Origin of the sequence: Bacillus cereus group sp. MYBK195-1 (assembly GCF_051916605.1) — a bacterium.
Taxonomy (GTDB): Bacteria; Bacillota; Bacilli; order Bacillales; family Bacillaceae_G; genus Bacillus_A; species Bacillus_A cereus.
Genome location: NZ_JBQAGZ010000001.1, coordinates 202789 through 216558 on the forward strand (window position 1 = coordinate 202789; position 13770 = coordinate 216558).

The following is a 13770-nucleotide window of genomic DNA, read 5'->3' on the forward strand; positions in this document are numbered from 1 at the left end:
ATTAATTCTTGTGGCTCCACTTTTACTATTCATGTTAAAAGTCTAAATCTTTTTCATTACCATCATAATCTACTAGTAATGATCCTTCGTCTAAGGTATCCATTAACCATTCCACCAAACCATTCCATGATCTAGAAACGCTGTGAATCTCCCTATCCCATTGTATTACCGTTGCATCGTATCCATTGCTTGATTCTAAGTCTATACATATCGAGTCACCATAGTTTAAATCTGCGATGATTAAATACGTGTCTGGCATCTTTGTCGGTCTTCGTTCTTTTTTAAACGAATCATTTAGATAAGAGCCACCACGCTGTTTTGGACCCTGAGCAGCTGTATGAATTTCTGACAGGATTGTTCCAGGTATAAATAATTCTCCACCATGACACACTTGGAGAAAATCTTTATATATATCAGGAATTTGAATGTTAAGTTCATTTTGAAGGCTTGTTATATCTTCTAAGCTGATTCCATTATTTAGGTTATGAATACCATCTACATATTTATTAACTTCCTCAAAAAATGGTTGTAAATGATTGTTTTTTGAATAATATTTTCTTAGCATAAGACCATCTCCCTCTATTCATGTTTCCAAGGCGCAACGTCTCAAGATTAGATACATAAAGAAATCCGGCTCTTGTGAGTCGGATTTCTTTATGTATAGGATAAGATTGCCTTTCTTATATATAAAATTATGAATAGATAGGAATTAATTCTTGTTTAAAATCTTCGTACATTTCAAAGGCGATTTTCATGATTTCTTTGAGTTCATCGTAACTGTGGAAATATAGCACGGGTACTTTTTCCGTGTCATTTGATAACAATCTTATAAATATGTCCCAAGGGTCTCCAGCTCTAACTTCACCATTATGCCATGCTTCCCAAATCAATTCAGCAACACCATATTTTAAGCTGATGTTGAATCTAAAGGTGTAGACATCTTTGTTTTTTACTTCTCCTACAATAAAAAAGTCTTCTTTTTTATTGTAACGAGCTTTATAGCCAAGAGACTTGAATACTTCAATAGCTTTTTCATTTTCATAGTTTTCAAATGTATTTGTTCTATCGGAAAATTTTTCTGATAAGGATTTATATCTTTCTACAAATTTAATTTTCTCAAGTACCTCTTTTATTTCAAGTTCTAAATCATATGCCATCAATTATTCCTCCCTAAACCTAATATCAATATCATATTTTTCTTTTGCTAATTTTATATATTCCTCTATTCGTTCAAAATTTTTATTAGATGCTGGAATCTCTAAAATTTGTTTTCCTTCTAGTGATTTTCCATCTATTCTTCTATATTTATTTGAACGAATCTTGGTTCCAATAGCATACTTATCTTTCATTTCTTTCAAATGTTTTTCAAAAGTTTTAATATCAATATCCGCTAGATCTGTAGCTTTTCTGGAAACTATTTCCCCTTTAATTGGGTCATATGAATCTAATCTTTTACCATTACTTAAATGTACCTCATTATTCGGATACCATCTATTTTTTTCTGCAGTTTGATTAAAACGATTTCCTCTTGCCATAGGTGAATCTTTTGTCCAATAATCACTTGCTTCTTTCCAGTTCAATCTATCTTTAGGTACTTTACCGTCTTTTGCTTTTCTAACGCAATATTCCGCATATTTTAATTCTAAATCAGATTCGACAAACTTACCATCTTTTAAAAGATTTTTAGAGGAACCTCCAGAAGAAGACTGAAACCTTTGCAAAGTATCAATACTATTTTGAACGGTATTATACCATACAAATGTACCATGTGTAGCAACACCTGCTCCAACGGTTGTAAGAGCTAAATCAGCTGGGATAACAATTGGTGATGCTGCCCCGAAAGTTACTCCTTCTAACAATACGGTTCCAACATTTGATCCTGTTACAATAGCTATACCGCCCAAAATTTCAAAAATAGATCCTACCCCTGATACAAAATTCCCCACAAGATTTCCGGCTTGAAAGGTTGTTTTGTTTTCTAATTCATTGCCCATTGGTAATTCCACGCCTGTAAAGTTTTCAGCAGCTGAATTACAAATTCCTTGGAAGAATTCCCAAGCGCCAATAGCTGTTTTTTGGTACCACGGTCTATTAGCTTCTTGTTCCTGCAAAGCCATTTTTTCTTCAATTTCTTTTTTTATTTCGGCTTCTTGAACTCTTTCCTCTGCAATTTTTTGAATAGAGGCTATCCATTCCATATTCAACCTTTGTGTACTAAATGTACCACTTACCGGACTAAAACCTTTCCCGCTTTGGACTTCCGCTAAACCCATAGCAATACTAGCTGCTAGTTGAAGGGCCGTGCTGTAGTTATTACTGGATGTATAATCGAATTCATGTAGACGCTCTAGTTTTTCATCAAGCTTTTTTCTCATCGCAATTAAAACAGCCACAATTGAGTCTACTCCAGGCAGTGGTGTAAGTACCTCTATTGCTTCTATACTTGCAATGGTTTGATTGATTTCTTGGATTTGTTCTCTTATTTCTTGTTCGATAACATCTGTAGAAGCTACCTGTGATTGAAAGTCTCTTGGAAAAGCATCATTTTGACGGATTAATTCTTCGCATAAGTAAATGATTCCTTGTGCTAACGGACGAAAGGTTTGTAAGAAATATGCTTTTGCACTACTATATGTTTGTCCTTGTAGAACAGTATCCAATGCAAAAGCGTCAATAGAATGAATAATTTGTTCCATTCCTTGAATAGTAGCGTTACAGAAAGCGTTCATACTTTCTGTTTGAGCTTGTACTTCACCGAGATACATATTTAAAGACATGAACTTTCCCTCCCTCCCTTACAAGAAAATAATACCAATTTAAGGAAGTTGTTGTAAATGTAATATTCTGATTATTAAGCGAAAAAGTTGCTTGTTCATTAAGTTTTTAATCTCATTCGGATGCTCTGGTGATGAAGAAGTTTTTAAGGTTGAATGTAAATAGAAAAAGGAAGGTATAGATTACGTACAAATAGATACGTTGTAAAAATAATGTTAACGGAAGGAGAGTATAGCAAAGGGAAATGAGTTATGGGGTAGAATGTAGTGTTTTTAAGTGTTAGAAGAAGGGGAGGTTTTTATTAATGTGGATAAAAGATGGATGGAATTCTAGAGGGAGGGGGAAGGTTTATTAACTATAGACTTACAGTTCTTTTTTATTTTGTTACATTGTTCCGGTTCTATACATATACCGGCTATATTCAATAAAAAAAGCCCAGGCCCCTTGATAAACAAGGTTCCTAAGGCTTTTAATAATACTCTTTTCAGAGTACCGAGATTAACGAGAGTAGAACTCTACGATTAATGCTTCGTTGATTTCAGCTGGTAACTCAGAACGCTCAGCGTGACGAGTGTAAGTAGCTTCTAATTTGTCAGCATCGAAAGTTAAGTATTCTGGTACGAAGTTGTTAACTTCGATCGCTTCTTTAACAACAACAAGGCTGTTAGATTTTTCGCGAACGCTGATAGTTTGACCAGGTTTTACACGGTAAGATGGGATATCTACGCGAGCGCCATCAACCATGATGTGACCGTGGTTTACTAATTGGCGAGCTGCACGACGAGTGCGAGCTAAGCCCATACGGTAAACTAAGTTGTCAAGACGAGCTTCAAGAAGGATCATGAAGTTTTCGCCGTGCTTACCAGGCATTTTACCTGCTTGGTCAAATGTGCGACGGAATTGACGCTCAGTCATGCCGTACATGTGACGAAGTTTTTGTTTCTCTTGTAATTGTAAACCGTATTCTGAAAGTTTCTTACGTTGGTTAGGACCGTGAGGACCTGGTGCGTAAGGGCGTTTTTCTAATTCTTTTCCTGTGCCGCTTAGAGAGATTCCAAGACGACGAGACAGTTTCCAAGCTGGACCTGTATAACGAGCCATAGTTGACTCCTCCTTTAAAAATGTTTTTATTTACGTAAAATAAAAACAGACGTAATCGATATTTACGGGCATTTTGTTTTCATGTACCTTCGCTCCAGCAGCAGGGAGTTACGAGATACACCTCCGTAGAGGAACAAAATACAAACGATAAACTCACATTACAAGGCTGCCTTTTTATTTTACACAAACGCTATTATATCTTTTACCCAGAGTTTCGTCAAGCGAGTACGTTTTTGTTTTATGCATAAAAATTTTGGAAATTAATATAAGAAGGAATTTAAAACAATATAGAAGAAGAGATAGAAACACAAATAAAACGCTTACATAAAATGAAGGAAAACGTTCATCAAATTTTTATGGATGAATATGCGGCAATAAAAACATAAGGGGGATGTTTTTATGAAAAAGAAGCATATGGAGACAGCGTTAATTCACCACGGTTATACACCTGAGGAACATAAAGGAAGTTTAACACCACCTTTATTTCAAACTTCTACATTTACATTTGAGACTGCGCAGCAAGGAGAGGCGAGTTTTGCGGGAGTGGATCCATCTTATATTTACTCACGGCTTGGAAATCCAACTGTGAAATTATTTGAAGAACGTATGGCGTTGTTAGAAGGAGGAGAAGAAGCACTTGCCTTCGGATCTGGTATGGCAGCTATTTCAGCAACGTTAATCGGTTTTCTAAAAGCTGGAGATCATATTATTTGTTCAAATGGATTATATGGATGCACGTACGGTTTTTTAGAAGTGTTAGAAGAAAAATTTATGATTACGCATTCGTTTTGTGATATGGAGACAGAGGTTGATATTGAAAATAAAATTCGCCCAAATACAAAGCTTATTTTCGTTGAAACACCGATTAATCCGACAATGAAATTAATTGATTTAAAACAAGTGATTCGGGTTGCAAAGCGAAATGGCTTACTTGTTATTGTTGATAATACATTTTGTTCACCTTATTTACAAAGACCGCTTGAGCTTGGCTGTGACGCTGTTGTGCATAGTGCGACAAAATATATTGGTGGTCACGGTGACGTTGTAGCGGGCGTAACAATTTGTAAAACGAAAGCATTAGCTGAAAAGATTCGCCCGATGCGAAAGGATATCGGCGGTATTATGGCACCGTTTGATGCGTGGTTATTATTACGCGGGTTAAAGACGTTAGCAGTAAGAATGGATCGTCATTGTGATAATGCAGAAAAAATTGTATCGTTCCTAAGAAAACATGATGCGGTAGAAGGTGTTTGGTATCCAGAAGGGGAGTTAGCATCTCGTCAAATGAAACGCGGGGGCGGTGTTATTTCTTTTTCAGTAAAAGGCGGAAAAGAAGAGACGCAAGCGTTTATTAATGATCTTCACTTTATTACAATTGCGGTGAGTTTAGGAGATACAGAAACGTTAATTCAGCATCCAGCAACGATGACGCACGCTGCGATTCCAGCTGAACTAAGAAAAGAAATGGGCATTTTCGATAATTTAATACGCTTATCAGTCGGTTTAGAATCGTGGGAGGATATCGTTTCTGATTTAGAGCAGGCATTAAAGAAAATATCTACTGTTAATCAATGAAAAAAGAGTGAGCTATCGGTTTTGTACAGGGCGTACTAAATCGATAACTCGCTCTTTTCTTTTTACATATGTTTTAGGAGTGTTTCCACAAACTTTTCTAAATAGCGCTGATCTACTTCATCGAAACGATTCTTTTCAGGACTATCAATGTCAAGTACACCAATGACAGCTCCTTCTTTCACAATCGGTACAACGATTTCCGAATTAGAAGCACTATCGCAAGCGATGTGACCTGGGAATTGGTGAACGTCTGCTACAAGCTGCGTTGTTTTCGTTTCAGCTGCAACGCCGCAAACGCCTCGTCCAAATGGAATGCGCACGCAAGCAGGCATTCCTTGGAATGGTCCAAGAACAAGCTGAGTTCCTTCTGTTACGTAAAAGCCAACCCAATTAACGCGATCTAAAAATTGGTTTAATAATGCGGACGCATTTGATAAGTTTGCGACTACGTTTGATTCGCCAGTTAATAACGCATCCAGTTGTTTAATTACTGTCTCATATTGCTGCACGCGAGATCCTGCATAACTTTCTTTAGTAAACATGGAAACAGCTCCTTTTTTATCGAGATGTGTAAAATATTAGCAAAATACGATGTATTTCACATGACTTTGTCGATAGAAAATTAAAGGAATTTGTCTTAAAAGTCAAGAAATTTAAACTATAGCTGTTCAGTGAAGGGAAGTGAGCGCATGAAGCAGACGAAACAAAAAGTAATTGATGCGGCAATATCGTTGTTTAATACGAAAGGTTATGATGGAACGTCAGTGCGAGACATTGCAAAGCGAGCGGATGTGAATGTAGCGAATATTTCATATTATTTTGCTGGGAAGCAAGGTTTATTAGAACAGCTTATTACTGATTTTTTAGAAGGATATATTCATGTGATTGAAATGTCGTTTGAACAGAGAGAGTATTTGTCGGCTAAAGATGTAATGGTGCAAATGGTGCGCGGGATTTTACGATATCAATTTGAAAATAGAGAACTAACACGTTTCTTCTACCGAGAGCTTTCGCTTGATACGACATTAATTCGTGAAGTGATGACCGTTTATTTTTCTAAAGAAAGATATTATATAGAACAAATGATTAGACAAGGACAAATGAAACAAGAATTTCAGAAAGTATCATTTACAATGTTTATGACGCAATTAAAAGGTATGATAAGTATGCCGTTTTTATATCCACAATATATATCAGAAGTACTCCATTCTTTCCCGTCTGAGACATTTTTCATAGAAATGTATACGAAAGAGATTGAGCAATGGATGGAACAAGCATTATGTAAAGCGAATATGTACCATGAATGGCCAAGAGCTGTTCATATGTGAAGAATCCCCACCTAACGAACTGAGGTGGGGATTTTTATGTTTACTTTTCTTTGCCATAAATTGTTACATAATAGCGCGATAATTGTTAATGCAGCTCCAGCGATTTCAATTTTATCCACTGTATAACCTCGAAAGATAGAACCGATTAGTGCAAGGATAGGAACTAAATTCATAAATAATATGCCGTTAATAGATGAAATATAGCGATTTCCCATATTCCAGCAAAATACAGCGATAACGCCTGCGATAATCGACATATAAAAGAGCTCAAAACCAACGCTCACAACTGTACGCAGTGACGGTATAGTAACTATATTTGTGTACGTTAAGAAAGTAACAATAACGATGAGTGAAATGGAGCCAAATAAACAAGTTAATGTCGTGTACCTAAGTGGTGACCAAGATTGAAAACGAGCACCCCCGTTTGTATAAATGACCCAGCAAGTAACGCCGCATAGCATCAATATATTTGTCGATAAGTGGCTTGCAGCTCCAAATAATAATTCAATATTTCCTTTTGAAATGACAAGCATAACACCAAGTAATGCAACGAACATACAAAGGAATGTATAGTTTTGTGGGCGGCGATTTTTCGTTATCCATTGCAGTGATAAGGCAATCAGTGGCATAAGGGATTGAATCATAGCTGCATGGATTGCTCCGGAAGGTCCGGCAAGTTGTTGTCCGTAGAAAACGAGAAAACCATACCCCGCGAAACCGACTGTCCCGTAAAAGAATAGAGAAAGTGTTCTTTTTTCTAAGCGGAGTGAAGTCTTTCCTTCAGTAATTAATAGCAAAATAAGAAAAATAATAGCTGCTGATCCATAGCGAAGCGTTGTGAAGAAGAATGGATCGATAAATTGCAGAGCATTTGCCATTACAGGAAACATAAATCCCCAGGCAGTGACGGCGAGTAAGCATAGAAAGGATCCGAGTAGCATTTGTTTTTTGTTCAAGAGTATCTTTCCCCTTTACATTTCGTTATAGTAAGTTGATGAAATAAGTATAAAGAGTAATTGTTTATAGGAGGAAATATCGATTTCTTATAACGGTTATAACTTTTTGTTAGAGGTGTGTACAATGGATTTGGAGGCAGTACGATCGTTTATTGAAGTGAAGCATACGCGAAGTTTATCAAAGGCAAGTAAGATTTTACATATATCTCAACCAGCGCTTAGTAAACAAATTCAAAAGTTAGAAGCGGATTTAGAGGTTACTTTACTTAAACGTTCTGCGCAAGGAGTAGAGTTAACGGAGGCAGGAGAGTTATTTATAAAAAGAATGTTACCAATTTTGGAGCAAATAAATGAAGTGAAAACAGAAATGAGGGGGTATCAAGAGAACCGGAAGTTTTCAATGGGTATACTACCGAGTTTAGCGGAGTATTACATATCAGAATGTAAAGATATATTAGGTGATGAGTTCGAAGTGGAATGGCAAATCGGACATACGGAAGTATTAAGAGAGTTATTTAAAGCGCGGGAGATTGACGCGATGTTCATCGATTCAGTAGTAGAAGGTGCTACGTATATAAAAGAAGTGCAACAAGAGAAAATTGTTTGTGCCGTTTCAAATAATCATCCGTACAAAGAGAAGATAGTCATTCAAATAGAAGAGCTGCACAATGAAAAATTAATTGTATATCCAGAAATATGTGATGTAAGGAAAATGATTATGAACATGTTTCATGAAATAGGTGTAAAACCAACTATAGCTGTGGAAACATCTTACGCAGAACCGATGCTTGCAATGGTAAAAGCTGGCCTTGGTATCACGTTACTTCCAGAAAGGGCAGTAGAGCAGTCTGTAAGGCAAGGAAATGTACATGTAATTTCTGTTGAACCACCACTCATGCGGAAAATTTATTTCGTATCCCATACGAAAGATTGTTTGTTATTACAATCATTTGAGGATAGGTAGTGACGTAGGCGGAATATTGAGAAAGATTACAATCACATTGAAAGGAACATGAAATTTTTAAAAAAACTAGGTCAAAAACAAACCATTACATGGTATGATTAGTACATTGTTAGTTGTTAAATATAGGGGAATTCCCTTTTTATACATAATGCCTTCCATTTCATAAACGGAACGGACAAAAAAAGAGATATAACTAGGAGGCTTTTTTGCATGGATTCTATCCTGACGATCGTTATCATTGTAGTAAGCTCTATTCTAGTGCTGCTCATGATAGAGCTTGTGATAAGAAATCGTTCATATAAAGATATTGAAGCACTGGAGCAGTGGAAACAAGAGATAAAAGATAAACCTGTGGCAGATGAACTAAAACGGGTAAAAGATTTAAACATGACGGGTCAAACAGAAGAACTGTTTGGTAAATGGCGTGAAGAATGGGATGAAATTGTATCAACAACCCTTCCGAAAGCTGACAAAGATTTAGCGCAAGCGCGAAAATTCGCCTCGCAATTCTCCTTCCGAAAAGCAAAGCATGCGATGAACGAATCCATAAGTGGTTTAGATGACGCTGATAATCGTATTACGGACATTTTAAATGAATTACAGCAATTGTTAGAAAGCCATGAGAAAAATAGCTCGGAAATTGAAGGGTTACGTGATACATATCGTAGTATGAAAAAGAGTGTTCTTGCTCATAGACATATGTATGGAGCAGCAGAGCAGAAAATCGAAGAGATGCTAGACGCTGAATCTGAGAAATTTAAAACCTTTGAAGAAGCGACAAACAATGGCGACTATTTAAAAGCGAGAGAAATTGTTATTAGTTTGGAAGAAGGTTTAGCAGATTTAGAAATCATTATTCACCAAATTCCAGATTTATTGGTAGAGTGTCAAGCGACGTTACCAGTTCAGCTGGAAGATTTATTACACGGACACAATGATATGGTAAGACAAGGTTATGTATTAGATTATTTGGAAGTCCCTAAAGAAGTTCGTGATATGACGAAACAACTACAAACATGTTTAATGGATATACAGGAGCTTCATATAACAGAAGCGGCTGAAAAAGTAGAAAACTTAAAAACACGTTTAGATGGCTTCTACGATCAACTGGAACAAGAAGTACATGCGAGACATTATGTGGAGCAAAAAACACTTTCTGTTTATAATGATTTAGAAGAAATGCGCATCGAAACGATTGAAACGAAAACAGAAACACAACTTGTGAAACAAAGCTATCAGTTACAAGATAAAGACATTGAGTCTCAAAAAGTAATTGAAAAGCAAATGCACATTTTAACGAAACGTTTTGAAATGCTACAATTACGCGTTGCAGAACAAGATATTGCCTTCTCTATTATTCGCGAGGAACTAGAAGAGGTTTATGAGCAATGTGAAACGTTAAAAGTACTTCATGCAGAATATAAAGAAATGCTGCAAACGATGCGCAAAGAAGAATTTGAAGCACGTGAGAAGTTACAAGAAATGCGAAATACTATTTTCGAAACGAAACGCTTTATGCAAAAGTCGAATTTGCCAGGTCTTCCAGAGAGTATTATGGAAGATTTAAAAAGAGGGCAAATGGCAATGCAAGCTGTATATGAACAATTAGAAGTGAAGCCGTTAAATATGAACGCTGTAAATAGCAGTTTAGAAGAAGCATACACAACTGTGAACGGTGTAGCTGAAATGACAGAAGAGTTAATTGGACAAGCATATTTAGTGGAAAAATTAATTCAGTACGGTAACCGTTACCGTAGTCATGATGAAAACCTAGCAGAAAGTTTAAATTATGCTGAGAAATTATTCCGTGAATACCAATACGATGCAGCTTTAGAACAAGCGGCTTCAGTGTTAGAGCAACTTGAACCTGGCGTTGTTCAAAAAATAGCTGAATATGTAGACAATGAACAAACCCTTTCATAAAAGGGTTTGTTTTTTTATGTAATTTTGCAGGCGATGTTGCTATAATGAATAGCGGAATACAGCAAGGTTATTCGTTTCAAAATAAAGTGAAACTGTAATCGGTGGGAGGATTCATCCCCACTGATTACTAGCCTTCACCAATCGGACATTTACGGGCAGTTAATCTCCCATCTAACTTCTTTGCTCTAACTGGATTTTGAGGTGAGAGTCTTATTGCCCGTTAACGCGGGATAAAGTGAAACTGTAATGGGAGGGCATCCTCGCCAATTATTAGCCTTCACCAATCGAGATAAAACGGAACCTTTGCGTAGTCTTAGCGTAATGACACGTATTTATGATATGATTATACGATGTGATAGCGCTGAAAGGGGAAGAACGATGATCTATTTTGATAATAGTGCGACGACGAAGCCATATCCAGAAGCTCTTCAATCGTACGTGACGGTTGCTGGGAAATATTTTGGTAATCCTTCTTCTATTCATTCGCTTGGAGGAGAGGCAGAGCGTCTATTAACACAATCAAGAACGATTGCAGCGCAGCTTCTTCGTGTTAAACCTTCTGAAATTATTTTTACATCAGGTGGAACGGAAGGAAATAACCTTGCGATTAAAGGGATAGCGATGAGGAATCGTTCGCGTGGCAAACATATCATTACAACAAATATTGAACACGCGTCTGTGTTTGAAGCATATAAGCAATTAGAAGAACTCGGGTTTGATGTAACATATTTACCGGTTAACGAGCATGGTGTTGTATCGGTAGAAGATGTGAAACGAGCGCTTCGTGAAGATACGATTCTTGTGTCAATTATTCATGTGAACAACGAAACCGGAGCAATTCAACCCGTTGCTGAAATTGGAACGTTATTATCGAATCATCCGAAAATAAGATTCCATGTAGATCATGTACAAGGGATAGGAAAAGTACCGCTTGATTTATATGCTTCTCATATTGATCTTTGCTCAATATCTGGACATAAATTCCACAGTGTAAAAGGAACAGGTCTTCTTTATGTACGCGATGGCGTAAGATTAGATCCGATTTTATCAGGTGGTCAACAAGAGCTTAAGTATCGCTCTGGTACAGAGAATTTACCTGGCATTGTAGCGATGGTGAAAGCACTTCGCATGACAATGGAACAAGTGAAAGAAAAGGTAGCTCATTTGCAAAGTTTACAAGCAGAGCTTGTTCGTTTCTTTAAAGAGATGGAAGATGTAACGATTAACACGTCGCTTGCATATGCAGCACCGCACATTTTAAATGTATCATTTGTTGGTTTAAAACCAGAAGTAGTCGTTCATGCTTTAGAAGAACACGGTGTATATGTGTCAACGAAATCTGCTTGTTCTTCAAAAGCAAATGAAGTGAGCAGAGTGTTAGTGTCAATGGGAGTGCCGCATGCAGCAGCTGCAAGCGCTATTCGTATTAGTTTGGCACCAGAAAACACAATGGAAGAAGTAAAACAATTTGAAGGTATTGTAAAAGAGACGATGCCAAAATTATATGAAGTGATGAGGTAAAGAAATTATGTTGAAATATGAATATATTTTAGTGCGTTATGGAGAAATGACGACAAAAGGTAAGAACCGTTCTAAATTTGTAAGCACATTAAAAGATAACGTGAAGTTCAAACTGAAAAAATTCCCAAATATTAAAATCGATGCAACACATGACCGTATGTACATCCAGTTAAATGGCGAAGATCATGAAGCGGTATCTGAAAGATTGAAAGATGTATTTGGCATTCATAAATTTAACTTAGCGATGAAAGTACCATCAGAATTAGAAGACATTAAAGAAGGTGCATTAGCAGCTTTCTTACAAGTAAAAGGCGATGTGAAAACATTTAAAATTACTGTACACCGTTCTTATAAGCATTTCCCAATGAGAACGATGGAATTATTACCTGAGATTGGTGGACACATTCTAGAAAATACAGAAGATATTACTGTAGATGTTCATAATCCAGATGTAAATGTACGTGTAGAAATTCGCAGTGGTTATAGCTACATTATGTGTGATGAGCGTATGGGAGCTGGCGGTTTACCAGTTGGCGTTGGCGGAAAAGTAATGGTACTTCTTTCTGGTGGTATTGATAGCCCAGTAGCAGCTTACTTAACGATGAAACGCGGCGTATCTGTGGAAGCAGTTCACTTCCATAGTCCACCTTTCACAAGTGAGCGTGCAAAACAAAAAGTAATCGATTTAGCGCAAGAGTTAACGAAGTATTGTAAACGAGTAACGCTTCACCTTGTTCCGTTTACAGAAGTGCAAAAAACGATTAATAAAGAAATCCCATCTAGCTATTCAATGACGGTTATGCGCCGTATGATGATGCGTATTACAGAACGTATTGCTGAGGAGCGTAACGCACTTGCAATTACGACTGGTGAAAGTCTTGGGCAAGTAGCAAGCCAAACGTTAGATAGTATGCATACGATTAACGAAGTAACAAACTACCCAGTTATTCGTCCGCTTATTACGATGGATAAATTAGAGATTATTAAAATCGCTGAAGAAATCGGCACGTATGATATTTCAATTCGTCCATATGAAGATTGCTGTACTGTATTTACACCAGCAAGCCCAGCGACGAAGCCGAAACGTGAAAAAGCAAATCGTTTTGAAGCGAAATACGATTTCACACCATTAATCGATGAAGCTGTAGCGAACAAAGAAACAATGGTATTACAAACGATAGAAGTAGTGGCGGAAGAAGAAAAATTTGAAGAACTTTTCTAAACCATAAATTACCATATCTAAAACGTGTATGAAGTCATGTTATTTATCACACTCTATACTCACAAGGAGGTGATATAACATGTCACGTAGCACAAATAAATTAGCGGTTCCTGGTGCTGAATCAGCATTAGACCAAATGAAATACGAAATCGCTCAAGAGTTTGGTGTTCAACTTGGAGCTGATGCAACAGCTCGCGCTAACGGTTCTGTTGGTGGTGAAATCACTAAACGTCTAGTTTCACTAGCTGAGCAACAATTAGGCGGTTACCAAAAATAATCCCATATGATGGCTTAGAAAGAGCGGGTTCTCCCGCTCTTTCTTTTTTGTGTTGCCATTTGTCGGTAAGTTGATGTAATTTCATTTAGTAATTCGACAGAACTGAAAAATTTGTCAAAAGAAGAGGG

General features: G+C 36.9%; 13 protein-coding genes. 7 read left to right on the top strand and 6 right to left on the bottom strand.

From position 1 onward, the window contains the following. Positions 1-34 precede the first annotated feature (34 nt). The 4 genes from ACTFRY_RS01160 to rpsD all read right to left on the bottom strand — a co-directional run bounded on the left by ACTFRY_RS01160 (position 35) and on the right by rpsD (position 3876). Positions 35-565, bottom strand: a complete 531-nt coding sequence (locus tag ACTFRY_RS01160; RefSeq protein ID WP_000944937.1) for an SMI1/KNR4 family protein — start codon at positions 563-565, stop codon at positions 35-37. A gap of 127 nt (positions 566-692) precedes the next feature. After that, positions 693-1157, bottom strand: a complete 465-nt coding sequence (locus tag ACTFRY_RS01165; RefSeq protein ID WP_000312815.1) for a hypothetical protein — start codon at positions 1155-1157, stop codon at positions 693-695. Between the two features lie 3 nt (positions 1158-1160). Beyond that, entirely contained in the window at positions 1161-2777 is a 1617-nt protein-coding gene (locus ACTFRY_RS01170) for a T7SS effector LXG polymorphic toxin (protein ID WP_000056034.1), read from the bottom strand. A gap of 496 nt (positions 2778-3273) precedes the next feature. Then, on the bottom strand, positions 3274-3876 hold the full coding sequence (rpsD, locus tag ACTFRY_RS01175) for a 30S ribosomal protein S4 (RefSeq protein WP_000135317.1): 603 nt from the start codon (positions 3874-3876) through the stop codon (positions 3274-3276). A 399-nt stretch (positions 3877-4275) separates the two neighbouring features. Here rpsD and megL point away from each other — a divergent pair, with 399 nt between their 5' ends. Then, complete coding sequence (gene megL, locus ACTFRY_RS01180) at positions 4276-5451, top strand: methionine gamma-lyase (protein ID WP_000726564.1); 1176 nt, start codon at positions 4276-4278, stop codon at positions 5449-5451. Between the two features lie 62 nt (positions 5452-5513). Here the strand turns inward: megL and ACTFRY_RS01185 are convergent, their stop codons facing one another. Next, entirely contained in the window at positions 5514-5993 is a 480-nt protein-coding gene (locus tag ACTFRY_RS01185; RefSeq protein WP_000494342.1) for a GAF domain-containing protein, read from the bottom strand. 147 nt (positions 5994-6140) lie between these two features. On the opposite strand from ACTFRY_RS01185, the gene refZ reads away from it, so the two are divergent. After that, the gene (refZ, locus tag ACTFRY_RS01190) at positions 6141-6779 is read left to right on the top strand and encodes a forespore capture DNA-binding protein RefZ (RefSeq protein WP_000814923.1); all 639 of its coding nucleotides are present in this window, start codon (positions 6141-6143) and stop codon (positions 6777-6779) included. A gap of 11 nt (positions 6780-6790) precedes the next feature. Here the strand turns inward: refZ and ACTFRY_RS01195 are convergent, their stop codons facing one another. Then, positions 6791-7735, bottom strand: a complete 945-nt coding sequence (locus ACTFRY_RS01195; RefSeq protein ID WP_098617027.1) for a DMT family transporter — start codon at positions 7733-7735, stop codon at positions 6791-6793. Positions 7736-7859: 124 nt separating this feature from the next. Between ACTFRY_RS01195 and ACTFRY_RS01200 the strand changes: the two genes are divergently transcribed. The 5 genes from ACTFRY_RS01200 to ACTFRY_RS01220 all read left to right on the top strand — a co-directional run bounded on the left by ACTFRY_RS01200 (position 7860) and on the right by ACTFRY_RS01220 (position 13642). Then, positions 7860-8699 carry a LysR family transcriptional regulator gene (locus ACTFRY_RS01200; protein ID WP_000362537.1) on the top strand — a complete coding sequence of 280 codons (840 nt, stop codon included), beginning with the start codon at positions 7860-7862 and terminating at the stop codon, positions 8697-8699. A gap of 210 nt (positions 8700-8909) precedes the next feature. Next, a complete protein-coding gene (gene ezrA, locus ACTFRY_RS01205; protein ID WP_098617028.1) occupies positions 8910-10622 on the top strand; it encodes a septation ring formation regulator EzrA in 1713 nt (570 codons plus the stop codon). Between the two features lie 378 nt (positions 10623-11000). Continuing rightward, a complete protein-coding gene (locus ACTFRY_RS01210; protein WP_000638992.1) occupies positions 11001-12143 on the top strand; it encodes a cysteine desulfurase family protein in 1143 nt (380 codons plus the stop codon). Positions 12144-12150: 7 nt separating this feature from the next. Further along, positions 12151-13365, top strand: a complete 1215-nt coding sequence (thiI, locus tag ACTFRY_RS01215; RefSeq protein WP_000922336.1) for a tRNA uracil 4-sulfurtransferase ThiI — start codon at positions 12151-12153, stop codon at positions 13363-13365. A gap of 79 nt (positions 13366-13444) precedes the next feature. Beyond that, positions 13445-13642 (top strand): alpha/beta-type small acid-soluble spore protein, encoded by a 198-nt coding sequence (locus ACTFRY_RS01220; RefSeq protein ID WP_000091640.1) that lies wholly within the window; start codon positions 13445-13447, stop codon positions 13640-13642. The last annotated feature ends 128 nt before the right edge of the window (positions 13643-13770 follow it).

Coding starts and splice junctions, on each gene's coding strand:
- ACTFRY_RS01170 (WP_000056034.1), bottom strand. CDS start 2,777: ATGTCTTTAAATATGTATCTCGGTGAAGTACAAGCTCAAACAGAAAGT.
- ACTFRY_RS01160 (WP_000944937.1), bottom strand. CDS start 565: ATGCTAAGAAAATATTATTCAAAAAACAATCATTTACAACCATTTTTT.
- ACTFRY_RS01185 (WP_000494342.1), bottom strand. CDS start 5,993: ATGTTTACTAAAGAAAGTTATGCAGGATCTCGCGTGCAGCAATATGAG.
- megL (WP_000726564.1), top strand. CDS start 4,276: ATGAAAAAGAAGCATATGGAGACAGCGTTAATTCACCACGGTTATACA.
- ACTFRY_RS01200 (WP_000362537.1), top strand. CDS start 7,860: ATGGATTTGGAGGCAGTACGATCGTTTATTGAAGTGAAGCATACGCGA.
- ACTFRY_RS01220 (WP_000091640.1), top strand. CDS start 13,445: ATGTCACGTAGCACAAATAAATTAGCGGTTCCTGGTGCTGAATCAGCA.
- ACTFRY_RS01210 (WP_000638992.1), top strand. CDS start 11,001: ATGATCTATTTTGATAATAGTGCGACGACGAAGCCATATCCAGAAGCT.
- ACTFRY_RS01165 (WP_000312815.1), bottom strand. CDS start 1,157: ATGGCATATGATTTAGAACTTGAAATAAAAGAGGTACTTGAGAAAATT.
- ezrA (WP_098617028.1), top strand. CDS start 8,910: ATGGATTCTATCCTGACGATCGTTATCATTGTAGTAAGCTCTATTCTA.
- thiI (WP_000922336.1), top strand. CDS start 12,151: ATGTTGAAATATGAATATATTTTAGTGCGTTATGGAGAAATGACGACA.
- rpsD (WP_000135317.1), bottom strand. CDS start 3,876: ATGGCTCGTTATACAGGTCCAGCTTGGAAACTGTCTCGTCGTCTTGGA.
- refZ (WP_000814923.1), top strand. CDS start 6,141: ATGAAGCAGACGAAACAAAAAGTAATTGATGCGGCAATATCGTTGTTT.